18 protein-coding genes are annotated in these 18319 nt (G+C 60.3%); 5 read left to right on the top strand and 13 right to left on the bottom strand.

The window, feature by feature from the left end; genetic code table 11:
• Window positions 1-27: 27 nt before the first annotated feature.
• Window positions 28-843, bottom strand: a complete 816-nt coding sequence (locus Q1A44_RS07465; RefSeq protein ID WP_299622177.1) for a zinc-ribbon domain-containing protein — start codon at window positions 841-843, stop codon at window positions 28-30.
• 144 nt (window positions 844-987) lie between these two features.
• Between Q1A44_RS07465 and Q1A44_RS07460 the strand changes: the two genes are divergently transcribed.
• The 4 genes from Q1A44_RS07460 to Q1A44_RS07445 are packed head-to-tail and all read left to right on the top strand — an operon-like array spanning window position 988 to window position 3884.
• Window positions 988-1665 (top strand): ATP-binding cassette domain-containing protein, encoded by a 678-nt coding sequence (locus Q1A44_RS07460; protein WP_299622174.1) that lies wholly within the window; start codon window positions 988-990, stop codon window positions 1663-1665.
• 20 nt (window positions 1666-1685) lie between these two features.
• Window positions 1686-2567, top strand: coding sequence for an FtsX-like permease family protein (locus Q1A44_RS07455; protein WP_299622854.1), 882 nt, complete (start codon window positions 1686-1688; stop codon window positions 2565-2567).
• Window positions 2567-3295 carry a 1-acyl-sn-glycerol-3-phosphate acyltransferase gene (locus tag Q1A44_RS07450; protein WP_299622172.1) on the top strand — a complete coding sequence of 243 codons (729 nt, stop codon included), beginning with the start codon at window positions 2567-2569 and terminating at the stop codon, window positions 3293-3295. The genes Q1A44_RS07455 and Q1A44_RS07450 overlap by 1 nt, the downstream gene beginning before the upstream one ends.
• Complete coding sequence (locus Q1A44_RS07445) at window positions 3282-3884, top strand: pyridoxamine 5'-phosphate oxidase family protein (RefSeq protein ID WP_299622169.1); 603 nt, start codon at window positions 3282-3284, stop codon at window positions 3882-3884. Before Q1A44_RS07450 ends, Q1A44_RS07445 begins: the two co-directional genes overlap by 14 nt.
• A 72-nt stretch (window positions 3885-3956) precedes the next feature.
• Here the strand turns inward: Q1A44_RS07445 and Q1A44_RS07440 are convergent, their stop codons facing one another.
• The 11 genes from Q1A44_RS07440 to sucC form a co-directional block, all read right to left on the bottom strand.
• Window positions 3957-4460: a fasciclin domain-containing protein gene (locus Q1A44_RS07440; RefSeq protein ID WP_299622167.1), complete on the bottom strand. Its 504-nt coding sequence runs from the start codon at window positions 4458-4460 to the stop codon at window positions 3957-3959.
• A gap of 215 nt (window positions 4461-4675) precedes the next feature.
• Window positions 4676-6064 carry a dihydrolipoyl dehydrogenase gene (gene lpdA / locus Q1A44_RS07435; protein ID WP_299622164.1) on the bottom strand — a complete coding sequence of 463 codons (1389 nt, stop codon included), beginning with the start codon at window positions 6062-6064 and terminating at the stop codon, window positions 4676-4678.
• 76 nt (window positions 6065-6140) lie between these two features.
• Window positions 6141-6551, bottom strand: coding sequence for an MAPEG family protein (locus tag Q1A44_RS07430; protein ID WP_299622161.1), 411 nt, complete (start codon window positions 6549-6551; stop codon window positions 6141-6143).
• Window positions 6548-7147, bottom strand: a complete 600-nt coding sequence (locus Q1A44_RS07425) for a hypothetical protein (protein WP_299622158.1) — start codon at window positions 7145-7147, stop codon at window positions 6548-6550. Before Q1A44_RS07425 ends, Q1A44_RS07430 begins: the two co-directional genes overlap by 4 nt.
• Window positions 7090-7482, bottom strand: a complete 393-nt coding sequence (locus tag Q1A44_RS07420) for an MAPEG family protein (RefSeq protein ID WP_299622155.1) — start codon at window positions 7480-7482, stop codon at window positions 7090-7092. The genes Q1A44_RS07425 and Q1A44_RS07420 overlap by 58 nt, the downstream gene beginning before the upstream one ends.
• 416 nt (window positions 7483-7898) lie before the next feature.
• Window positions 7899-9398 (bottom strand): 2-oxoglutarate dehydrogenase complex dihydrolipoyllysine-residue succinyltransferase, encoded by a 1500-nt coding sequence (gene odhB, locus Q1A44_RS07415; protein WP_299622152.1) that lies wholly within the window; start codon window positions 9396-9398, stop codon window positions 7899-7901.
• Between the two features lie 4 nt (window positions 9399-9402).
• Window positions 9403-12360 carry a 2-oxoglutarate dehydrogenase E1 component gene (locus Q1A44_RS07410; protein ID WP_299622150.1) on the bottom strand — a complete coding sequence of 986 codons (2958 nt, stop codon included), beginning with the start codon at window positions 12358-12360 and terminating at the stop codon, window positions 9403-9405.
• Window positions 12361-12553: 193 nt separating this feature from the next.
• Entirely contained in the window at window positions 12554-13078 is a 525-nt protein-coding gene (locus Q1A44_RS07405; protein ID WP_299622148.1) for a hypothetical protein, read from the bottom strand.
• Between the two features lie 501 nt (window positions 13079-13579).
• Complete coding sequence (gene sucD, locus Q1A44_RS07400; RefSeq protein WP_299622146.1) at window positions 13580-14464, bottom strand: succinate--CoA ligase subunit alpha; 885 nt, start codon at window positions 14462-14464, stop codon at window positions 13580-13582.
• Between the two features lie 12 nt (window positions 14465-14476).
• A complete protein-coding gene (locus tag Q1A44_RS07395; RefSeq protein ID WP_299622144.1) occupies window positions 14477-15034 on the bottom strand; it encodes a succinyl-CoA synthetase subunit beta in 558 nt (185 codons plus the stop codon).
• A gap of 12 nt (window positions 15035-15046) precedes the next feature.
• Window positions 15047-16240, bottom strand: a complete 1194-nt coding sequence (sucC, locus tag Q1A44_RS07390) for an ADP-forming succinate--CoA ligase subunit beta (RefSeq protein WP_299622142.1) — start codon at window positions 16238-16240, stop codon at window positions 15047-15049.
• Window positions 16241-16418: 178 nt separating this feature from the next.
• Here sucC and Q1A44_RS07385 point away from each other — a divergent pair, with 178 nt between their 5' ends.
• Window positions 16419-17462, top strand: a complete 1044-nt coding sequence (locus Q1A44_RS07385; protein ID WP_299622140.1) for a glycosyltransferase family 2 protein — start codon at window positions 16419-16421, stop codon at window positions 17460-17462.
• On the opposite strand, the gene Q1A44_RS07380 is transcribed toward Q1A44_RS07385, so the two are convergent.
• Window positions 17446-18267, bottom strand: a complete 822-nt coding sequence (locus tag Q1A44_RS07380; RefSeq protein WP_299622138.1) for an adenylate/guanylate cyclase domain-containing protein — start codon at window positions 18265-18267, stop codon at window positions 17446-17448. The genes Q1A44_RS07385 and Q1A44_RS07380 overlap by 17 nt on opposite strands.
• Window positions 18268-18319: the final 52 nt, after the last annotated feature.

Raw genomic sequence — 18319 nt, 5'->3', positions numbered from 1 at the left:
GTGTGGGTCCGCGCTTGAACCCGCGCTTTAACCCCCGTCTTGTGACGAGGCCACAGTGTCAAGCCAGGTCAAAAGCTGTTCGACCTGACCATCAAGCCAGGATCGGGCGGTGTCTACTTGGGCCACAAAGGCACTGAGGTACGGGTCAACGCCGGGAACAGATTGCGCAATCTGCGGTGCCATCACATAGATTGCGGCCAGGATACATGCCAGCACAATCATCAGCACAAAGCCACGCCGAAACCCGGACCCGCCCGAGGCCTGAGGCGCAGGGTCAGGCCCCGGTTCTGCTGTGGTGCCGGATTGACGGTCGCTGGTTGATCGGAGCGTCGAATTGATCTCTTCGATATCGGGCAGCAGGTCACGGCGCGATCCAAGGGCAGCCGCCGCAGCGGTTGCTTCGGAGACATGTTCCGGCGTTGGGTCTTCGCCCCGCATCCGGGCCATGCGTTCACGGGCCTCGCGGGCACGGCGGTCGGTTTCGCTTTCGGCCGCGTCCAGGCCCAGATCGGGCTGGCTTTCGAGACCGCTGGTCTCTTCGGCCCGGGCCTTGCTTTCCAACTCGGCCTCTTGGCGCAGGATATCGGCGACGGACGGGTCAAGTTCACGGCGTTGTGGTTCAGGAGTTGTCGCCCGTTCTTCATCCTCGGCTGGGGTGTCGTCAGGCTCAACAAGATCTTCGGGCGCGTCGGGTTCCTGAATGGCCTCTTCGGGCATGTGATCAGGGTGATGCTGGTACCAGGTCTGGCCGCAGTTGGAACATTGAACGTCCCGCCCCTCGGTCGGAATGACATCATCCACAACCTCATATTGGGCGTCGCAATTGGGGCAGATTAGCCGCATGTCGTTCCCTGTCTCATCCTCTGGCTTACCATATGTTGTAGGGCGGGCGCAGAAAAGTCATAAACGCAACTGAACCTGCCCGGCATTCAGATTGAAACCCGCATGGTGCTGGGGCACAACAGGTCAACAAAGGCGAGGGCAGGCGTGATTGAGCTGGAAAATGTGGCCTACAGTTATGGCGGCGGCGAGCTTTTGTCGGATATTTCCGTCAAATTGGCCCCCGGTTCGTTCCATTTTCTGACCGGTCCGTCGGGGGCGGGCAAGACGACTTTCCTTAAACTGTGTTATGGCGCGCTGCTGCCCACGGCAGGTCATGTCCGAGTATTTGAGGCAGATGTGCGCGGTTTGCAGCGTGACCATGTGGCAATGATCCGCCGCAAGATCGGTGTGGTGCATCAGGATGTGCAGTTTCTGGATCATCTGCCCGTAGCCGACAATATTGCGTTGCCGCTGACGGTCTCCGGCCGTCATGCCGAAGTTGCTGGTCCTGACTTGGGCGAGTTGATGTCTTGGGTGGGCCTCACCGCGCGAGCGGGGGCTTTGCCGCCCGAACTGTCCGGCGGCGAACGGCAAAGGGCCGCATTGGCGCGCGCTGTAATCATGTCCCCAGATGTCGTGCTGGCCGACGAGCCGACGGGCAACGTGGATTGGGATATGTCTCAACGGTTGCTTCAGTTGCTGGTGGAGCTGAACCGCATGGGCAAGACCGTGCTGATCGCCACCCATGATCTGTCCTTGATCCGGGCCGCCAAGGCTCAGGTGCAGGCCCGTGTGTTACGGATCTCGAACCGGCGCGTGCAATTGGCGGGGGCGGATCTGTGATCTTCAACCTGCGCAGCGTCATGTCCTTGATGGCAGGGGATCGCCATGCAGACCGGGTTGTGCCGCCCACGGGCTTTACCGCCCAACTGACACTCTTTGCTTCTGGTGCCATGGCCTTCCTCGCCGTCTTTGCTCTGGCGCTGTCGCTGGCCAGCGGCCGTTTGGCGACGCGGTGGGGGGATGAGTTGGCGCAAACGGCCACGATCCGTATCGTGGCCCCGCTGGACCAGCGCGCGATCCAGACCGCGGCGGCCTTGCAGGTGTTGCAGACCACGCCGGGTGTCGCCGGGGCCCGCGCGCTCAGCGACGCCGAACAACAGGCGCTCTTGGCCCCCTGGTTTGGCCAGGACCTGCCGCTGGACAGCCTGCCTGTCCCCCGGCTGATCGAGATTACATCGACCCAACCCGGATTTGACCCTACAGGGCTACGCTTGCGCCTTGCGGCCGAAGTGCCGGGGGCGGTGTTGGATGATCACAGCCGGTGGCGCGCGCCTTTGGTGGCGGCTGCCCAACGCTTGCGCTTGCTGGGATGGGGGGCGGCCCTGCTGATCCTGGCGGCGGTTGCGGCGATGGTCACGCTTGCCGCCAACGCGGCCTTGGCGGCCAATTCGCAGGTGATCCACGTTCTCCGGCTTGTGGGGGCCACCGACAGCTATATCGCGCAGGCCTTTGTCCGCCGATTTACCTTGCGGGCCTTCGTGGGCTCTGCGGTTGGCGTCGCTATTGGGCTCTTGGCGGTCTGGTTGATGCCATCAGGCGGAGATACGCCAGGGTTTCTGACAGGCCTTGGCTTTCAAGGGGCAGGGTGGCTGGTGCCACTGTTGCTGCCCATCATTTCCGGCGCGGTTGCGCTGGCGGCGACCGCCCTCGCGGCGGATCGCGCATTAAGGACGATCTCGTGATGCAACGGCTGCGCTCTTACCTGTTTATCCTCCAGATGTATGTGATGATGCTGGTCTATGGGCTGGCCTATCTGCCCTATGCACTTCTGAGTAAAGATGGTGCGCGGGCTTGTTGCAAGGCCTATAGCCGCTACGTCTTCTGGACGATGCGCTGGATGGTTGGCATCCGGGCCGAAGTGCGCGGCGAGGTGCCTGAGGGCGAGGTTTTGATCGCAGCCAAACATCAATCCTTCCTCGATATCATGATGATCTTTACGGCTCTGCCTTCGGCCAAGTTCATCATGAAGCGAGACATCTTGTGGACCCCGATCATCGGCTTTTACGCCAAACGGCTCGACTGTGTGCCAGTGGAACGGGGAAAACGTGGGGCAGCCATCGGAAAGATGGTGCGGGACGTTGAGGCCGGATTGGTCGATCCCGGCCAGTTGATCATCTATTCGCAAGGCACGCGCGTGGCACCCGGGGTCAAGGTGCCCTACAAGGTGGGCACGGCGGTATTGTACGAACAGTTGGGCCAGGCCTGCGTGCCCGTGGCCACCAATGTTGGCGTCTTCTGGCCCCGCAAGGGCATGTGGCGCAAACCTGGCTTGGCGGTGGTCGAATTTATGCCTTCCATCGCTCCGGGGATGGAGCGGGACGCGTTTCTCGCCCATCTGGAGGAAACGGTCGAGGCGCGCTCGGACGCGCTGATGCGCGAGGGAGGGTTCGATCCCGATGGATTACGTTGAAGATATCGCAGAGCTGGAGGCGCTTTATGGCAAGCCGGGCCAGCCGTCGCTGCGCAAAGTCGCCGATCATCTGACGCCGCTTTACGCCAAGTGGATTGCGGCATCGCGCTTTTGCGTTTTGACGACTGTCGGCCCTGAGGGCACTGATGGAAGCCCTCGCGGGGACGATGGACCCGTAGTCACGGCGCTTGATACCAAAACGCTGGCGATGCCCGATTGGCGTGGCAACAATCGCCTGGATTCACTGCGCAACATCGTAACGGATGGGCGGGTGTCACTGATGTTCATGATCCCGGGCTCGAATACAATTGTGCGGATAAATGGAGCGGCCCGTTTGACGACAGATGAAGCGCTGCGGGCGCGTTTTGCCAAGGGTACGCGCCAGCCCGCGACGGTTATCGTGATCCGGGTGGGCGAGGTTTACACCCAATGCGCTCGCGCCGTGATCCGAGGCGGGGTTTGGTCTGGTGAGGTGACCGATGGGCTTCCGACAGTGGGAGAGATTCTGGCGGAAGCCTCGTCGGGGGAAGAAGGCGGTGCAGCTTACGATGCCGAATGGCCCGAGCGCGCGGCCCGCACCATGTGGTGACGTTTTCCGATGATCGGAAAACTGCCGGAATTTGTGTCAAATTCCGCTTCGCCCCTGACATCTGATGCCAGATTACTCGGGCAGCAACACCTGGTCGATCGCATGGATCACACCGTTTGTCGCAAAGACATCTGCTTGAACGACGTTGGCCCCGTTCACGGTCACCCCCGTGCCAACCTTGCCCACGGTTCCATCGACGGCCAGAACGCCGCCCTGCAAGGTCACTACACTCTGTTGGGTACCCAGCACGTCTCCGGCGGTGATCTGGCCACGTACCACATGATAAGTCAGGATATTGACCAATTGATCCTTGTTCTCGGGCAAGAGCAGGCTTTCCACGGTTCCCGCAGGCAAGGCCGCAAAGGCGTCGTTGGTCGGCGCAAAAACCGTAAAAGGCCCCTCGCTTCTGAGCGTATCCACCAGACCCGCCGCCTGTATGGCTGCCACAAGGGTTGAGAAGTTCGGGTTACCAGAGGCTACGTCGATAATGTCCGCGCCTTGTGGCGCGGCACAGGCGCCCAAGGCCGCCAGTGCTGCGCCGCCGCCGATCAGTTTCAATGTGCTGCGTCGATCCATGCTGTCATCCTTTGCAATCGTTCCAAAAACACGGGCCGGACGGCACCGCTTGGATCACCTACAAAGCACGTCTGTGACAAAAGGGAATTGCGCGGGAAGCGCGAGATCGGAGGCAAACCGCCCATGGGCAGGTTTCCTCTGATCGCGCGGTCCTATTTCGGAAAAGCTTTGCCGAAAACAGATGCGCGTCCCATCGGCGGGACGCGCCATGGCCCTTATGCGTGGATTGCGCCGAGACCGCAGGCCAGCGCCGCCTCGCGGACGGCTTCGGAATAGGTGGGGTGCGCGTGGCAGGTCAGTGCCAGATCTTCGGCGGATGCGCCAAACTCCATCGCAACGCAAATCTCGTGGATTAGGTCGCCGGCAGCGGGGCCGATGATATGTGCGCCCAGGATGCGATCGGTTTCCGCATCGGCCAGGATTTTCACGAACCCGTCGCCCGCGAAATTGGCCTTGGCCCGGCCGTTGCCCATAAAGCTGAATTTTCCGACCTTGTACTTGCGGCCCTGTTCCTTGAGGGTTTCCTCGGTCTCGCCCACATTGCCGACCTCGGGGTGGGTGTAGATGACGCCGGGGATCACGCCATAGTTGACGTGGCCATGATGCCCCGCAATCTGGTCGGCCGCGGCCATCCCTTCGTCTTCGGCCTTGTGGGCGAGCATGGGCCCTTCGATCACGTCGCCTATGGCGTAGATGCCCGGCACATTCGTTTGCCAATGGGCATCTACCGCGATCTGCCCGCGTTTGGTCATCTTGATCCCAAGCGCTTCCAGGCCCAGACCCTCGACATAAGGTTTACGACCCGTGGCCACCAGAACGACATCAGCATCGACCACCTGGTCGCTATCATCCTTGCGTAGTTTGTAGTGTACCTTGGCCTTTGTTTTGGTCGTCTCGACCTTTTGCACTGCCGCCCCCATGGTAAAGCTGATGCCTTGTTTCACGAGAATCTTCTGGAACTGGCGTTGCACTTCAGCGTCCATGCCGGGGGTGATCGCATCAAGGAATTCGATCACCTCTACCTCAGCGCCCAAGCGCTTGTAGACGGAGCCAAGCTCCAGTCCGATGACGCCGGCCCCGATCACCACCAACTTTTTGGGGATTTTGCCAAGCTCGAGCGCGCCGGTGGACGTCACGACAACCTTTTCGTCGACCTCGACACCGGGCAGGCTGGCCGGTTCAGACCCGGACGCAATGATGATGGACTTTGCCTCGTGGACCTCGTCGCCCACCTTGACCCTGCCCACCTCTGGGATGCTACCCCAACCCTTGAGCCAGTCTATCTTGTTCTTTTTCATCAGGAATTCGACGCCCTTGGTATTCTGGCCAATCGTGTCTTCCTTGTAGGTCAGCATCTGTTTCCAATCGACGGAAGGGCTTTTGCCCTTGAGGCCCATGGTGGCAAAGTTGTGCTCTGCCTCGTGCAGCATGTGGGAGGCGTGCAGCAGTGCCTTGGAAGGGATGCAACCCACGTTGAGGCAGGTGCCACCAAGCGTCTCGCGCCCTTCGACGATCGCTGTTTTCAGGCCCCGTTGCGCACAGCGGATGGCGCAGACATAGCCGCCGGGGCCGGAGCCGATGATGATTACGTCGTAAGAAGCCATTGTGTCGGTCCTTTTGTTGAGTGCGGGGCGGGGACGCTGCCCTCAACCCACCGGAATATTTGTAGCCAGCGAAAAATCATAGCAGTGCCGCGATCAGCATGACCGTCGTGGCTCCGAAACCCACGAACCAGATATAGCTGCGCCATGGGCTGAGGCCGAACGCATAAGCCGGAACATAGGCGATGCGCGCGATCAGGTAGATATAGGCACATGTCGCTGTGAGCGTGCCGGACTTTTCCGCTACAGTCACCACCACGCATGCAATGGTAAAGAGGATCAGCCCTTCGAAATGGTTGTCCAAGGCGCGGTAAAGGCGCGCAGTTCGTTTGCTCAGCAGGTCTTCGACATCGCCGCCAAGCCGGTCGCGGTCGCGGGGCGAGGCGGTTTTGGCGGGCCCAAGCTCAAGGTTGGCGGGCACGGCCATAAGCACGAATTGGACCACCTGAAGCAAGGCCGCGAGGGTGAGTGCCGTCAGCTCAGGTGTCATGTCGCCCGAACCGCCTGCGCAATCAATTCGGCCCGCGCATCATAGCTGCCGATCCGTGCCGAAGGGTGGGGCGCTTTGACGTGATCGACGCCAAAATGCTCAAGTACCCGCGCACTGTCTGTACCGAGTGCTACGGGCCGACGCCCCATCAATTCGAACCGCCCCACGGCGTCAAAGCTTGCGCGCGCGGCCGCAACCGGGATGGTGGAGGAGCGTGTGGGCGTCAGCAGGTGAAAGATCGGCGTGATATAGATATCGGTCCGGCACATCCCCAAGAGGGTCAAAACCCGGTTGACCACCTGATTGAACGGGTTGTTGGGCAGATAGCCGGTGACACGCAACGTCTCGCGATGTTTGTGTGCCGATGGGGCATCCAACCAGTCCTTGGACATCAGCAAGGGGCCTGTCAGATTGCCCGACGTAATCTGGATGGGCGACACATAATCTCCGTCAAACCCGGCTTGTGCCAAGGTCGGATAGCCCGGGAGGGCAAAGGCACGCCGCGCGGCGACAGCCCGATCATATGCGGCCCGCAATTTCACGCGCCCAGCAACGGCAGGATCATCAGGACCAAACCGCCCAGCGAGGTGAACCATGCGACGGAACGGGTCAGGGGTATGGCCGACGCGTAGGCGGGAACATACGCGACCCGGGCCCAGAACCAGATCGCAGCGCCGAGGGCCGTTGTTTCCGTGCCCAGACCTGTAACCTTGAGGGTGAGGGCCAGCGCAATGAAGGCGGGCAGATTGTAGACGTAGTTGGTGAGCGCCCGTTCAAGGCGGCCCGCGACAACGCTGGGGTCCCGCTTTTCATCCTGGGGGCCAAGCGCCCATCCGATCCCTTTTGACAAGTCCGATAATGTGGCCTGGATCAGCATGTGTGCGATCAGCAGGATCACGGCGTAGGTGAGATAGGTGAGTTCGGGGCTCATCTTAAATCCTTTTTCATTGCGTTTTTGAGCCGTGCAAACGCGTTAGCGCGCTCCTCACTTTCTGGTTCCGCCGAATGCCAATCGCTTAGAGCATTTGCTAGTCTTTTGGACCCAACCAATTCGCACCGTAACATCCAGTGACCAACATCGAACCTATTCTCCACTGTAACACCTTCTTTGTCTTGATCTCTCCAGGTCTCTAAAAAGCCAATGAAAGCGTTGCGTCGTTCGGTCCATTGCCGTTGTCGCCTCTCTTGGTGATGTGAGAGAACAGACTGAACAATGACAGTAAGCAGTGATCCGATGCCGATTGCTGCGACAAAAGTCGGCCAATCTATGCTAGCTACGCTATCCACAACTAGGGCTGCAATTAGTCCCAACAATCCACATGGCCCATAACTCCCTTAAGCTAATTTCTACAAATCCATCAACAACCGCCGTGGGTCTTCCAGCGCTTCTTTCACCCGAACAAGGAACGTGACCGCCCCTTTGCCGTCCACGATCCGGTGGTCGTAGCTGAGTGCCAGATACATCATCGGCCGGATCACGACCTGGCCACCGATGGCCATGGGGCGGTCCTGGATTTTGTGCATGCCGAGGATGCCTGATTGTGGTGGGTTCAGGATCGGGGAACTCATCAACGAGCCGTAGACGCCGCCGTTTGAGATCGTGAAAGTGCCGCCCTGCATCTCTGCCATCGACAGTTTGCCGTCCCGCGCGCGGGCGCCTTTTTCGGCAATGGCCTTTTCGATGGCGGCAAAACCCATGGCGTCTGCATCCCGGATCACAGGCACCACGAGGCCTTGGGGCGTGCCCGCGGCAATGCCCATATGGACGAAGTTTTTGTAGACCACATCAGTGCCGTCAATTTCGGCATTGACCTCGGGCACCTCCTTGAGGGCGTGGCAGCACGCTTTGGTGAAGAAGGACATGAAGCCCAGTTTGACCCCGTGTTTCTTTAAAAACAGGTCTTTGTATTCGTTGCGCAGCGCCATCACCTCGGTCATGTCGACCTCGTTATAGGTGGTGAGCATGGCGGCAGTGTTCTGGCTGTCCTTGAGGCGCTTGGCGATGGTCTGGCGCAGGCGGGTCATCTTGACCCGTTCCTCGCGGGCCGCATCATCGGCGGCGACGGGCGCGCGGGGCATTGCCGGGGCTGCGGCGGGTGCGGGTGCGCTGGCGGCAGCGGCCACGGCGCGGGCCACGTCGTCTTTCATCACGCGGCCATCGCGGCCTGTGCCGGTGACCTGGTCACGGCTGACGCCTGCCTCTGCCATCGCTTTTTTGGCTGATGGCGCATCCTCAACATCCTTGGACGAGGCGGCGGGTGCGGACGCTGCGGCGGGCGCAGGTGCGCTTGCGGCAACCGCGCCAGAGGCCGATATAACAGCGAGCTTCGCGCTGGTATCCACTGTCGTGCCTTCGGGCGCGCTGATCTCGGCCAAGACACCGGCAGCAGGGGCGGGAACCTCGACGCTGACCTTATCGGTTTCAAGCTCGCAGAGCATTTCGTCTTGCGCCACGGCGTCACCCACGGCCTTGAACCATGTGCTGACGGTCGCCTCCGTCACGCTTTCGCCCAAAGTGGGGACCATGACGTCCACGCTGCTTGCTTCTGCGCTTTCTGCAGGTGCAGGCGCTTCGTCCTTGGGCTCTGCAGCAGGCGCATCTGCTGCGGCCCCTTCGGAGATTGTCGCCAGCAAGGCATCGACGCCCACGGTTTCGCCCTCGGCGGCGACAATGTCGCCCAATGTGCCTGCAACGGGCGAGGGCACTTCGACGGTCACCTTGTCAGTTTCTAACTCGCAAAGCATTTCATCTACGGCAACGGCTTCGCCTGGCTTCTTGAACCAGGTGGCAACGGTGGCTTCGGTGACGCTTTCGCCCAGGGTGGGCACGCGGACTTCTGTGGTCATGGTCTTATCCTTTGATGGTCAGCGCTTCGTCGACGAGAGCGGCTTGTTGTTTCTTGTGCATGCTGGCCAGACCGGTGGCGGGCGATGCGGAGGTCGCGCGGCCAACGTAAACGGGCCGCGTATGTTTGGCGTTGATCCGGCCCAGAACCCATTCCAGGTTCGGCTCGATAAAGGTCCAACCGCCCTGGTTCTTGGGCTCTTCCTGGCACCAGACCATTTCGGCCCCTTTGAACCGTTCCAGCTCTTTCACCGCCGATTGGGCGGGGAAGGGGTAGAACTGTTCAAAGCGCAGCAGATAGACATCGTCGATACCGCGGGCGTCGCGTTCTTCCAGCAGGTCGTAATACACCTTGCCCGAACACATGACGACGCGCTTGATCTTGTCATCGGCCACCAGTTCGGTGTCGGAATTGCCGAATTGGGCGTCGTCCCAGAGCACGCGGTGGAAGCTGCTGCCGGTGGTGAATTCCTCGGCCTTGCTGACCGCCAGCTTGTGGCGCAGCAGAGATTTGGGCGTCATCAGGATCAGCGGCTTGCGGAAGTCGCGGTGGATCTGACGGCGCAGAATGTGGAAATAGTTTGCAGGCGTTGTGCAATTGGCGACGATCCAGTTGTCCTGGCCGCACATTTGCAGGAACCGTTCCAGCCGGGCTGAGGAGTGTTCCGGCCCTTGGCCCTCGAACCCGTGGGGCAGCAGGACCACAAGGCCCGACATGCGCAGCCATTTGCTTTCACCAGAGCTGATGAACTGGTCGAACATGATCTGCGCGCCGTTGGCAAAGTCGCCGAACTGCGCTTCCCACAGGGTGAGAGCGTTGGGTTCTGCCAGCGAATAGCCGTATTCAAAACCCAGCACCGCATATTCCGACAGCATGGAATCGATAACTTCGTATTGTGCTTGTCCGGGACGAACCGAGTTCAACGGGAAGTACCGTTCTTCGGTTTCCTGATTGACCAGACCCGAGTGCCGCTGGCTGAAGGTGCCGCGCGTGCTGTCCTGGCCTGCCAGACGCACCGGGTAGCCCTCCGTCAAGAGCGAGCCAAAGGCCAGCGCCTCGCCAGTTGCCCAGTCAAAACCTTCGCCGCTTTCAAACATCGCCTTTTTGGTGTCCATCAGGCGACCCACAGTTTTGTGCAGCGGGAAACCATCGGGAACCGTCGACAGGGCGCGGCCGACTTCTTCGAAAGTCTCGGGCGCGATGGCGGTCTTGCCGCGCTGGTAGTCGTCCTTGTTTTTGTCCAGATGCGACCACTTGCCGTCCAGCCAATCGGCCTTGTTGGGTTTGTAGTCTTTGCCGGCCTCGAACTCTTCGTTCATGCGTGCCTGGAACGCGGCCTTCATATCCTCGATTTCGCCTTCGGGGATCAACCCGTCGCGCACCAAACGCTCTGTGTACAGCGTCAGGGTCGTCTTTTGCTTTTTGATCTTCTTATACATCACCGGGTTGGTGAACATGGGCTCGTCGCCCTCGTTGTGGCCGAACCGGCGGTAGCAGAAGATGTCGATGACCACGTCCTTGTGGAATTTCTGGCGGAACTCGGTGGCAACCTTGGCAGCGTGCACCACGGCCTCGGGATCGTCACCGTTCACGTGGAAAATCGGTGCTTCGACTACCAACGCATTGTCAGTGGGATAAGGGGACGAGCGCGAGAAGTGCGGCGCCGTGGTAAACCCGATCTGGTTGTTGACCACGATATGCATTGTGCCGCCTGCTTTGTGGCCCTTGAGGCCGGACAGGGCGAAACACTCCGCCACAACGCCCTGACCGGCAAAGGCTGCATCGCCGTGCAGCAGGATGGGCATGACAGAGGTGCGTTCCTCGTCCTTCAGTTGATCCTGTTTCGCGCGAGCCTTGCCCAGAACGACAGGATTCACAGCTTCAAGGTGGCTGGGGTTAGCCGTCAGGCTGAGGTGTACGGAATTGCCGCTGAACTCACGGTCGCTGGACGCACCGAGGTGGTATTTCACATCGCCCGAGCCATCGACATCTTCGGGTTTGAAGCTTCCGCCCTGGAATTCGTTGAAGATCGCCTTGTAGGGTTTGGCCATCACGTTGGCCAGAACGGACAGACGGCCCCTGTGGGGCATGCCGATCACGATTTCCTTGACGCCAAGCGCACCGCCACGCTTGATGATCTGCTCCATCGCGGGGATTAGGCTTTCACCGCCATCAAGGCCAAACCGCTTGGTGCCCATGTATTTGACGTGCAGGAATTTCTCAAAGCCCTCGGCCTCGACCATCTTGTTCAGGATCGCCTTGCGGCCCTCACGGGTGAACTGGATTTCCTTGCCCAGTCCCTCAATTCGTTCCTTGAGCCAACCGGCCTCTTCGGGGTTGGAGATGTGCATGTATTGCAGGGCAAAGGTGCCGCAATAAGTGCGTTTCACGATGTCGATGATCTCGCGCATGGTGGCCACATCGAGGCCCAGCACCTTGTCGATAAAGATCGGACGGTCCATGTCGGCCTCGGTAAAGCCGTAGGATTTTGGATCAAGCTCGGGGTGGGGAGTCTGATCACGCATGCCAAGCGGATCAAGGTCAGCGACAAGGTGGCCCCGGATGCGGTAGGCGCGAATGATCATCAGGGCGCGGATACTGTCAAGAACAGCGCGCTTGATCTGGTCGTTGGAAACCTCGACGCCCTTCTCGGTGGCCTTGGCCTTGATCTTTTCACCGGCCCCTTTGACTTCCGCCGGCGCGGCCCACTCGCCGGTGAGGGCTTGGGTCAGGTCATCACCGGGCATCGGCGGCCAATCGCCCCGAGCCCAGGACGGGCCGGACGCCTCTTGTTTCACGCTGACCTCATCATCGCCCATCGCCTTGAAAAACGCCTGCCACGCCTCGTCGACCGCGTTCGGATCCCCGGCATAGCGGGCATACATCTGTTCCAGATATTCCGCATTGTGCCCCTGCATGAAGGAGGAGGCATGGAACTGGTCGTTGGGGGATTGGTCGGTCATTGGGATACCACGCTGAGTTTTGCCGAAGACGGAGACAGGAAACCGGTCGCGCAGTCTGTTCGACTGGGGTCACGCGCGAGAAAGAGGCCTGTTCCGCCGGGCAGGTTCCGGTACGGAAATTGGTGAATTTCGTTGGGCCAGTCGGCGCAAAAAATGCGCTTGTGACCCTGGAGATATGTCGCAGCCACGCGCATCACGAGGCCACCGATGCTTGGGCTGGGGCATGCTGTGCAGGGGGCAGATGCGCGTCCGAGACGTTTCGGGAATAACCGAACAGGTCGAAAAACCAGCCAAAGTGTTCGAGAATTTGGCTGCGAACAGTTTCTGTCAGCAAGTCTTCGGCGGGACGCCCAGCCACGTTATTTGTGTTCACTTGTCTGCGTGGCTGGTCCTGCGGGAAGTCTCGCAATCCCTTTGCATGCGCCCAGGTGTCCAACGCCTCATCCAGCGTTTCATTGGGAAAGGCCGTATCGATGGCAAACGTGCCGTCGATATGCATCATCATATGGGTATGCGCGGCAAATGCCTCGATTTCGAGGCTTTGCTCAAGCTCTGCGCGCGCGTCATCGACATCCGCTGGTTGCGGCGAATGCCCTTGCTTGATCCGGACATTGTAAAGGGAGACCACGCGCGAAAAGGGGTTTCTGATATTCGACAGGATTTCGCAGCTGTCCCAAATGGCGGGGCCAATCTCTTGTTTGATTTCCGCCAGTGGCATGTGGACAAAAAACCGAGAGCGTACAAACGCGGGCCCGCGCCTCTGAATCTGTCCAATCACACCTTGCTCCGATACAACTTCGGGGCATGATGGCGTGTCCTGCACCCAACGGGGCGGGCCGCAATAGCGCCGCAGCGAGATCGCCGTTGACGTGCTTCCAGACCGGGGAAGCTGGGAGTAGATGAACTTGTGCGCGCTGGAATAAAGCATCTCAGGCCGCCCCCCGCTCGCACAGGATAAGACTCGCAAGGAAACGGGATCGCAACCCGATGGCCGAGGCGGTCGCCCGCCGTGCGGGATGGGACGCTCTCTTTGATGTTGACGGTTTCACGCGTCTTCACTCCGTTCCGGTGGCAGGCTGCCACCCGGTTCACCCTGACCCGGCAACTGACTTCACTGTTGCCGGGGCCTTTGTATTCAAGGGGGTGCGAGGTGGCGAACCCGTCCCGTTCCCTCTTGATAATCCGTTTGCTGAACGCGGCCCCTGTATCGGGACGTTGCTCAGCCCTTGATCGCCTCCATTACGGCCTCGCCCAGGGTCGCCGGGCTGTCAGCCACAACGATGCCCGCGGCGCGCATGGCTTCGATCTTGTCCTCGGCGCCGCCTTTGCCGCCTGCAACGATCGCGCCGGCGTGGCCCATGCGGCGGCCGGGAGGGGCCGTGCGGCCCGCGATGAAACCGGCGGTGGGCTTCCAGCGGCCTGCTTTTTTCTCGTCGGCGAGGAACTGGGCCGCGTCTTCTTCGGCGCTGCCGCCAATCTCACCGATCATGATGATCGAGGTGGTTTCGGGGTCGGCCAGGAACATCTCCAGCACGTCGATATGCTCGGTCCCTTTGATCGGGTCACCGCCGATGCCAACGGCGGAGGACTGGCCGATGCCCAGATCGGTGGTCTGCTTGACCGCCTCATAGGTCAGCGTGCCCGAGCGGGACACAACCCCACAGGACCCGCGCTTGTGGATGTGGCCGGGCATGATGCCGATCTTGCAAGCGTCAGGTGTGATCACGCCGGGGCAGTTGGGACCCACAAGGCGAGATTTGGAGCCTTCCAACGCCCGCTCAACCTTCATCATGTCGAGAACCGGGATGCCTTCGGTGATGCAGACGATCAGCGGCATTTCAGCGTCGATGGCCTCAAGGATCGAGTCCGCAGCAAAGGGGGGTGGGACGTAAATCACGGATGCGTTGGCCTCTGTCCGCGCCATCGCCTCGTGCACGCTGTCATAGACGGGCAGATCAAGGTGGGTCATGCCGCCCTTCCCGGGGGTCACGCCGCCGACCATCTTTGTGCCATAGGCAATCGCTTGCTCGGTGTGGAATGTCCCTTGAGAGCCGGTCAGGCCCTGGCAGATCACTTTGGTGTTTTCGTCGATGAGTACGGCCATGCGTGTGGTTCCTTAGTTTTGGTCGGACAGCGGGTTCAACCGCTCCACCGACAGAAATGTCTCTTGGCCGTTCGGGCCGGGGCGCAAGCCCACTTGCACGACGGCGATACGGTTTGGATTCAGTTGTCGCGCATCGACCAAAAAGGCCCCGGATTGCACAACAAATTCGGGAGGTACGGGAACCTTTCTGTCCAGCCGTTCGACCTCGACCGCTTGGGCAACGGCCAGATAGGCGTCTTGCAAGCGGACCCCATCGAACGCCACCTCGCAGCGCCGATCCGTGCCCGGTGTGGCTGCACGTCCAGTTACGAGCGAGGGGGCGACGTTGGAAAACGGGTCGAGGTCATAAAACTCTGCGCGGACCCCCGGTAGGTCAAAAGCGGCGCGTGCGGTGGCGGCCGTTAGAAACGGCGAAAAGCACATATCCCGAAACGCCGCCAAGGCCGGGTCGCTATCGGCCGTGGCATTGGTGGCGCCGCCTATGGCACACAGCACGGCCACACCCTGTGCGATCCGTCGCCAAAGAGTGTTCACATGGCCAGCCGCTGGTGTCAGAGCGAAGGTCAGCATCCCGTTTGGCCCTCAGCCCTTGACCGCTTTCACGATCTTTTGCGCGCCATCTTTCAGGTCGTCGGCTGCAATCACGTCCAGGCCCGAGTTGTTGATGATGTCTTTGCCCTGCTGCACGTTCGTGCCTTCGAGGCGGACAACCAGCGGCACCTTGAGGCCGACCTCTTTCACAGCGGCCACAACACCCTCGGCGATCACATCGCAGCGCATGATACCGCCAAAGATATTGACCAGGATGCCTTTGACCTGCGGGTCAGAGGTGATGATCTTGAACGCCTCGGTCACCTTTTCCTTGGTCGCACCACCGCCCACGTCGAGGAAATTGGCGGGCTCGGCCCCATAAAGCTTGATGATGTCCATCGTGGCCATGGCCAGACCCGCGCCGTTGACCATGCAGCCAATTTCGCCATCCAGCGCAATATAGTTGAGGTCGTATTTCGAGGCGGCGAGTTCCTTGGGGTCTTCCTCCGTCTCGTCGCGCAGCTCGTTGATGTCGGCGTGGCGGTACATCGCGTTGCCGTCAAACGACACTTTGGCGTCAAGCACTTTCAGATCACCGCTGTCGGTCACGATCAGCGGGTTGATCTCCAGCATCTCCATGTCTTTCTCGATGAAGGCTTTGTAGAGCAGACCCATCAGGCCCACGCATTGCTTGACCTGCTTGCCGGAGAGGCCCAGCGAGAACGCAATGCGGCGACCGTGAAAGGCTTGGTAACCCGTGGCCGGATCAACGGAAAAGCTGAGGATTTTTTCGGGGGTTGAGGCTGCAACCTCTTCGATGTCCATGCCGCCCTCGGTGGAGCAGACAAAGCTGACGCGGCTGGTTTGACGATCTACCAGAAGGGCGAGGTACAGCTCGGTCTCGATTCCGGAACCGTCTTCGATATAGATGCGGTTGACTTGCTTGCCGACGGGACCGGTCTGATGCGTGACCAGGGTGCGGCCCAACATCTTCTTGGCCTCTGTTGCGGCCTCTTCGACCGATTTGGTCAGGCGTACACCGCCTTTGTCACCGGCATCGGCCTCTTTGAACGTACCCTTACCGCGACCGCCCGCGTGGATTTGCGCCTTGACCACCCACAGCGGGCCGTCCAGCGCGCCCGCTGCCGTCTTGGCGTCTTCGGCCTTGAGAACGACGCGCCCGTCAGAGACCGGAGCCCCGTAGCTGCGCAAAAGGGCTTTGGCTTGGTATTCATGGATGTTCATGACAGTTCGGTCCCGTATAACTCAATCAGTTAGAGCCTTCATCGGCCAAGTTTGAGGGCTGCGTAAATGGCCAAGGTGTCGCAGTGGCTGGTTTTTGCGGTGAAATCGGTTTTTTGTGATCACACGTTTGAAAAGTGTGATCACAAATTTTGAAATGGCAGTGGAATAGGGGATTCGCGTGACAGACTTGCGCGCCGGAACGACGCAGACTCAGCACTCTCCGACATGGGGCGTGGTCATGACTGTCTGCGAACCTCTGGCCCTGGTGCGGACCAATGTGCTCTGGCACTTGGCGACCGGCGCACATGCGGTACACGTGTTCTTTGATGATCCAGATGATCCTGCGCGTCCTGTGATCGAAGCCATTGACGGCTGTATCGCTGTGGGCTGTGATCGGGGTTATTGGCGGGGACGCATGGGTGAGAAAGGGCGGCCTGCTTCGCAGATGCGCCGCCAGACGATCAACGCCAATTTTGCCCAACGACGCGCCCAGACCGATTGGCTGTTTCACATCGATGCGGATGAGTTCATTTGGCAAGACGATCATCTGGCGGGTGAGCTGGCCCCGTTGACGGGCGGTACAACTGAACTGAACCTGCCCGTGTTGGAGCGACTGTTTCCTGACGGGCCGCAGTCGAAACTGTTTGACGGCACCTTTCGTGCGTCCTCTGATCTGGAGCCAGAGGATGCCGCGCGCGCCTTTGGTGACTTTGCCAGGTTCATGAAGCGGGGTCAGTATTCACATGGCGCGGGCAAAAGCGGCGTATCCGTGCGGCAAGGCTTGCGATTGGGTGTGCACAACGCCACGATCCGAGGATCCGAGCGCTGGAAACGCGCGCCAAAGCAGGTGTCGACCACCACCCGGCTGCTGCACTTTGATGGGCTGACGCCTCTACATTGGGCACTGAAATTCTTGCGCTATCGGCTGAACTCTGCGGAAGTGCAGCAAGCGGTTTTGCAAGGGCACCGCGCGGCGCAAATCAACTGGATGCTGGAACAAGGGGACCGGTTGGAAGATTTCAGGGCGGCGCATGCAACATTGTTTTCACTCACGCCAGAACGGCGCGCGCGGTTGGAGGCCTTTGATCTGATGCGAGAGGTGCCGTTTGATCCGTCCGGCATGGTGGATGCCGCTGCCTTATCTCCCAGCGCATTCGACACGGATTTGATCCGGCGAAATCCATGGATTTCAGACGTGCTGGATCTCAGCTCTCTGGGCTGAGGGCCCCTTTTTCCACTTCACGCAGCTTGGTCCACCGGTCCCAAAGCAAGTACCCTAGGCCGACCGTTGGGACCGCCGTGACCAGAAACGGCGCTCCGGTTATCAGATCGACACCGGCCAAACCGGCAATGCCGACCCAGATAAATTTGCGGGTTTTGACATAGTTTTTCCGCATCTCGATGGCGTGAGAGGGCATTTGTGAGACCGCTTTAGGCTCTGGCGCGGGATCGGGCTTAGGCGTTGGTCTGGGCACTTTAGGACCCAGGTTGTCGAGCAGGCGCGGGGCAACCAGTCCCGGCGCGACAACGGCATAAAGCCCAACCTCATCGAGATGCTTTGGCGCAGCAGGGCCAAGGGGGCGCAATTCGGCCCCGCGAATTTTGTCACGCACATGGTCGCGGACCTGTTGGCTGACCAGAACGCCGCCGATTTCAGCCATCTCCTGGAGCCGCGCCGCCAGGTTCACGCCGTCCCCCAACAAATCCTCGCCCTCGATGATCACGTCGTCAAGGTGCACGCCAAGGCGGAAGGGCAAAAGGTCCTCTCGGCCATTCAGCGTTTGTTGGATGTCGATGGCGCAGCGGACGGCGTCAATGACGGATGGAAACTCCGCGATCAGCCCGTCGCCGGAGGTGTTTGCGATCCTGCCATGCGCCCGGGTGATGCCACTGTCGATCACCTCGCGGGCCGCACGAAGGGCACGCACCGTGCCTTCTTCGTCCCGACGCATCCGACCGGAGTAGTTGGCTGCATCCGCGGCCAGAATGGTTGTCAACTTGCGTTCGATGGGGCGCGACTGAGGCATATGATACATATAGACGTAAAAAGGGCCGGACGCGACGGCATCCGGCCCAAAA

The sequence above is a fragment of the uncultured Tateyamaria sp. genome (assembly GCF_947503705.1).
Lineage (GTDB): Bacteria > Pseudomonadota > Alphaproteobacteria > Rhodobacterales > Rhodobacteraceae > Tateyamaria.
This window is presented reverse-complemented; position numbering and strand designations above follow the sequence as displayed.

Coding starts and splice junctions, on each gene's coding strand:
- Q1A44_RS07380 (WP_299622138.1), bottom strand. CDS start 18,267: ATGCCTCAGTCGCGCCCCATCGAACGCAAGTTGACAACCATTCTGGCC.
- Q1A44_RS07450 (WP_299622172.1), top strand. CDS start 2,567: ATGCAACGGCTGCGCTCTTACCTGTTTATCCTCCAGATGTATGTGATG.
- Q1A44_RS07455 (WP_299622854.1), top strand. CDS start 1,686: ATGTCCTTGATGGCAGGGGATCGCCATGCAGACCGGGTTGTGCCGCCC.
- sucD (WP_299622146.1), bottom strand. CDS start 14,464: ATGGCCGTACTCATCGACGAAAACACCAAAGTGATCTGCCAGGGCCTG.
- Q1A44_RS07420 (WP_299622155.1), bottom strand. CDS start 7,482: ATGAGCCCCGAACTCACCTATCTCACCTACGCCGTGATCCTGCTGATC.
- Q1A44_RS07395 (WP_299622144.1), bottom strand. CDS start 15,034: ATGCTGACCTTCGCTCTGACACCAGCGGCTGGCCATGTGAACACTCTT.
- Q1A44_RS07440 (WP_299622167.1), bottom strand. CDS start 4,460: ATGGATCGACGCAGCACATTGAAACTGATCGGCGGCGGCGCAGCACTG.
- Q1A44_RS07445 (WP_299622169.1), top strand. CDS start 3,282: ATGGATTACGTTGAAGATATCGCAGAGCTGGAGGCGCTTTATGGCAAG.
- Q1A44_RS07410 (WP_299622150.1), bottom strand. CDS start 12,360: ATGACCGACCAATCCCCCAACGACCAGTTCCATGCCTCCTCCTTCATG.
- Q1A44_RS07425 (WP_299622158.1), bottom strand. CDS start 7,147: ATGGTTCACCTCGCTGGGCGGTTTGGTCCTGATGATCCTGCCGTTGCT.
- Q1A44_RS07405 (WP_299622148.1), bottom strand. CDS start 13,078: ATGCCACTGGCGGAAATCAAACAAGAGATTGGCCCCGCCATTTGGGAC.
- Q1A44_RS07430 (WP_299622161.1), bottom strand. CDS start 6,551: ATGACACCTGAGCTGACGGCACTCACCCTCGCGGCCTTGCTTCAGGTG.
- Q1A44_RS07465 (WP_299622177.1), bottom strand. CDS start 843: ATGCGGCTAATCTGCCCCAATTGCGACGCCCAATATGAGGTTGTGGAT.
- lpdA (WP_299622164.1), bottom strand. CDS start 6,064: ATGGCTTCTTACGACGTAATCATCATCGGCTCCGGCCCCGGCGGCTAT.
- sucC (WP_299622142.1), bottom strand. CDS start 16,240: ATGAACATCCATGAATACCAAGCCAAAGCCCTTTTGCGCAGCTACGGG.
- odhB (WP_299622152.1), bottom strand. CDS start 9,398: ATGACCACAGAAGTCCGCGTGCCCACCCTGGGCGAAAGCGTCACCGAA.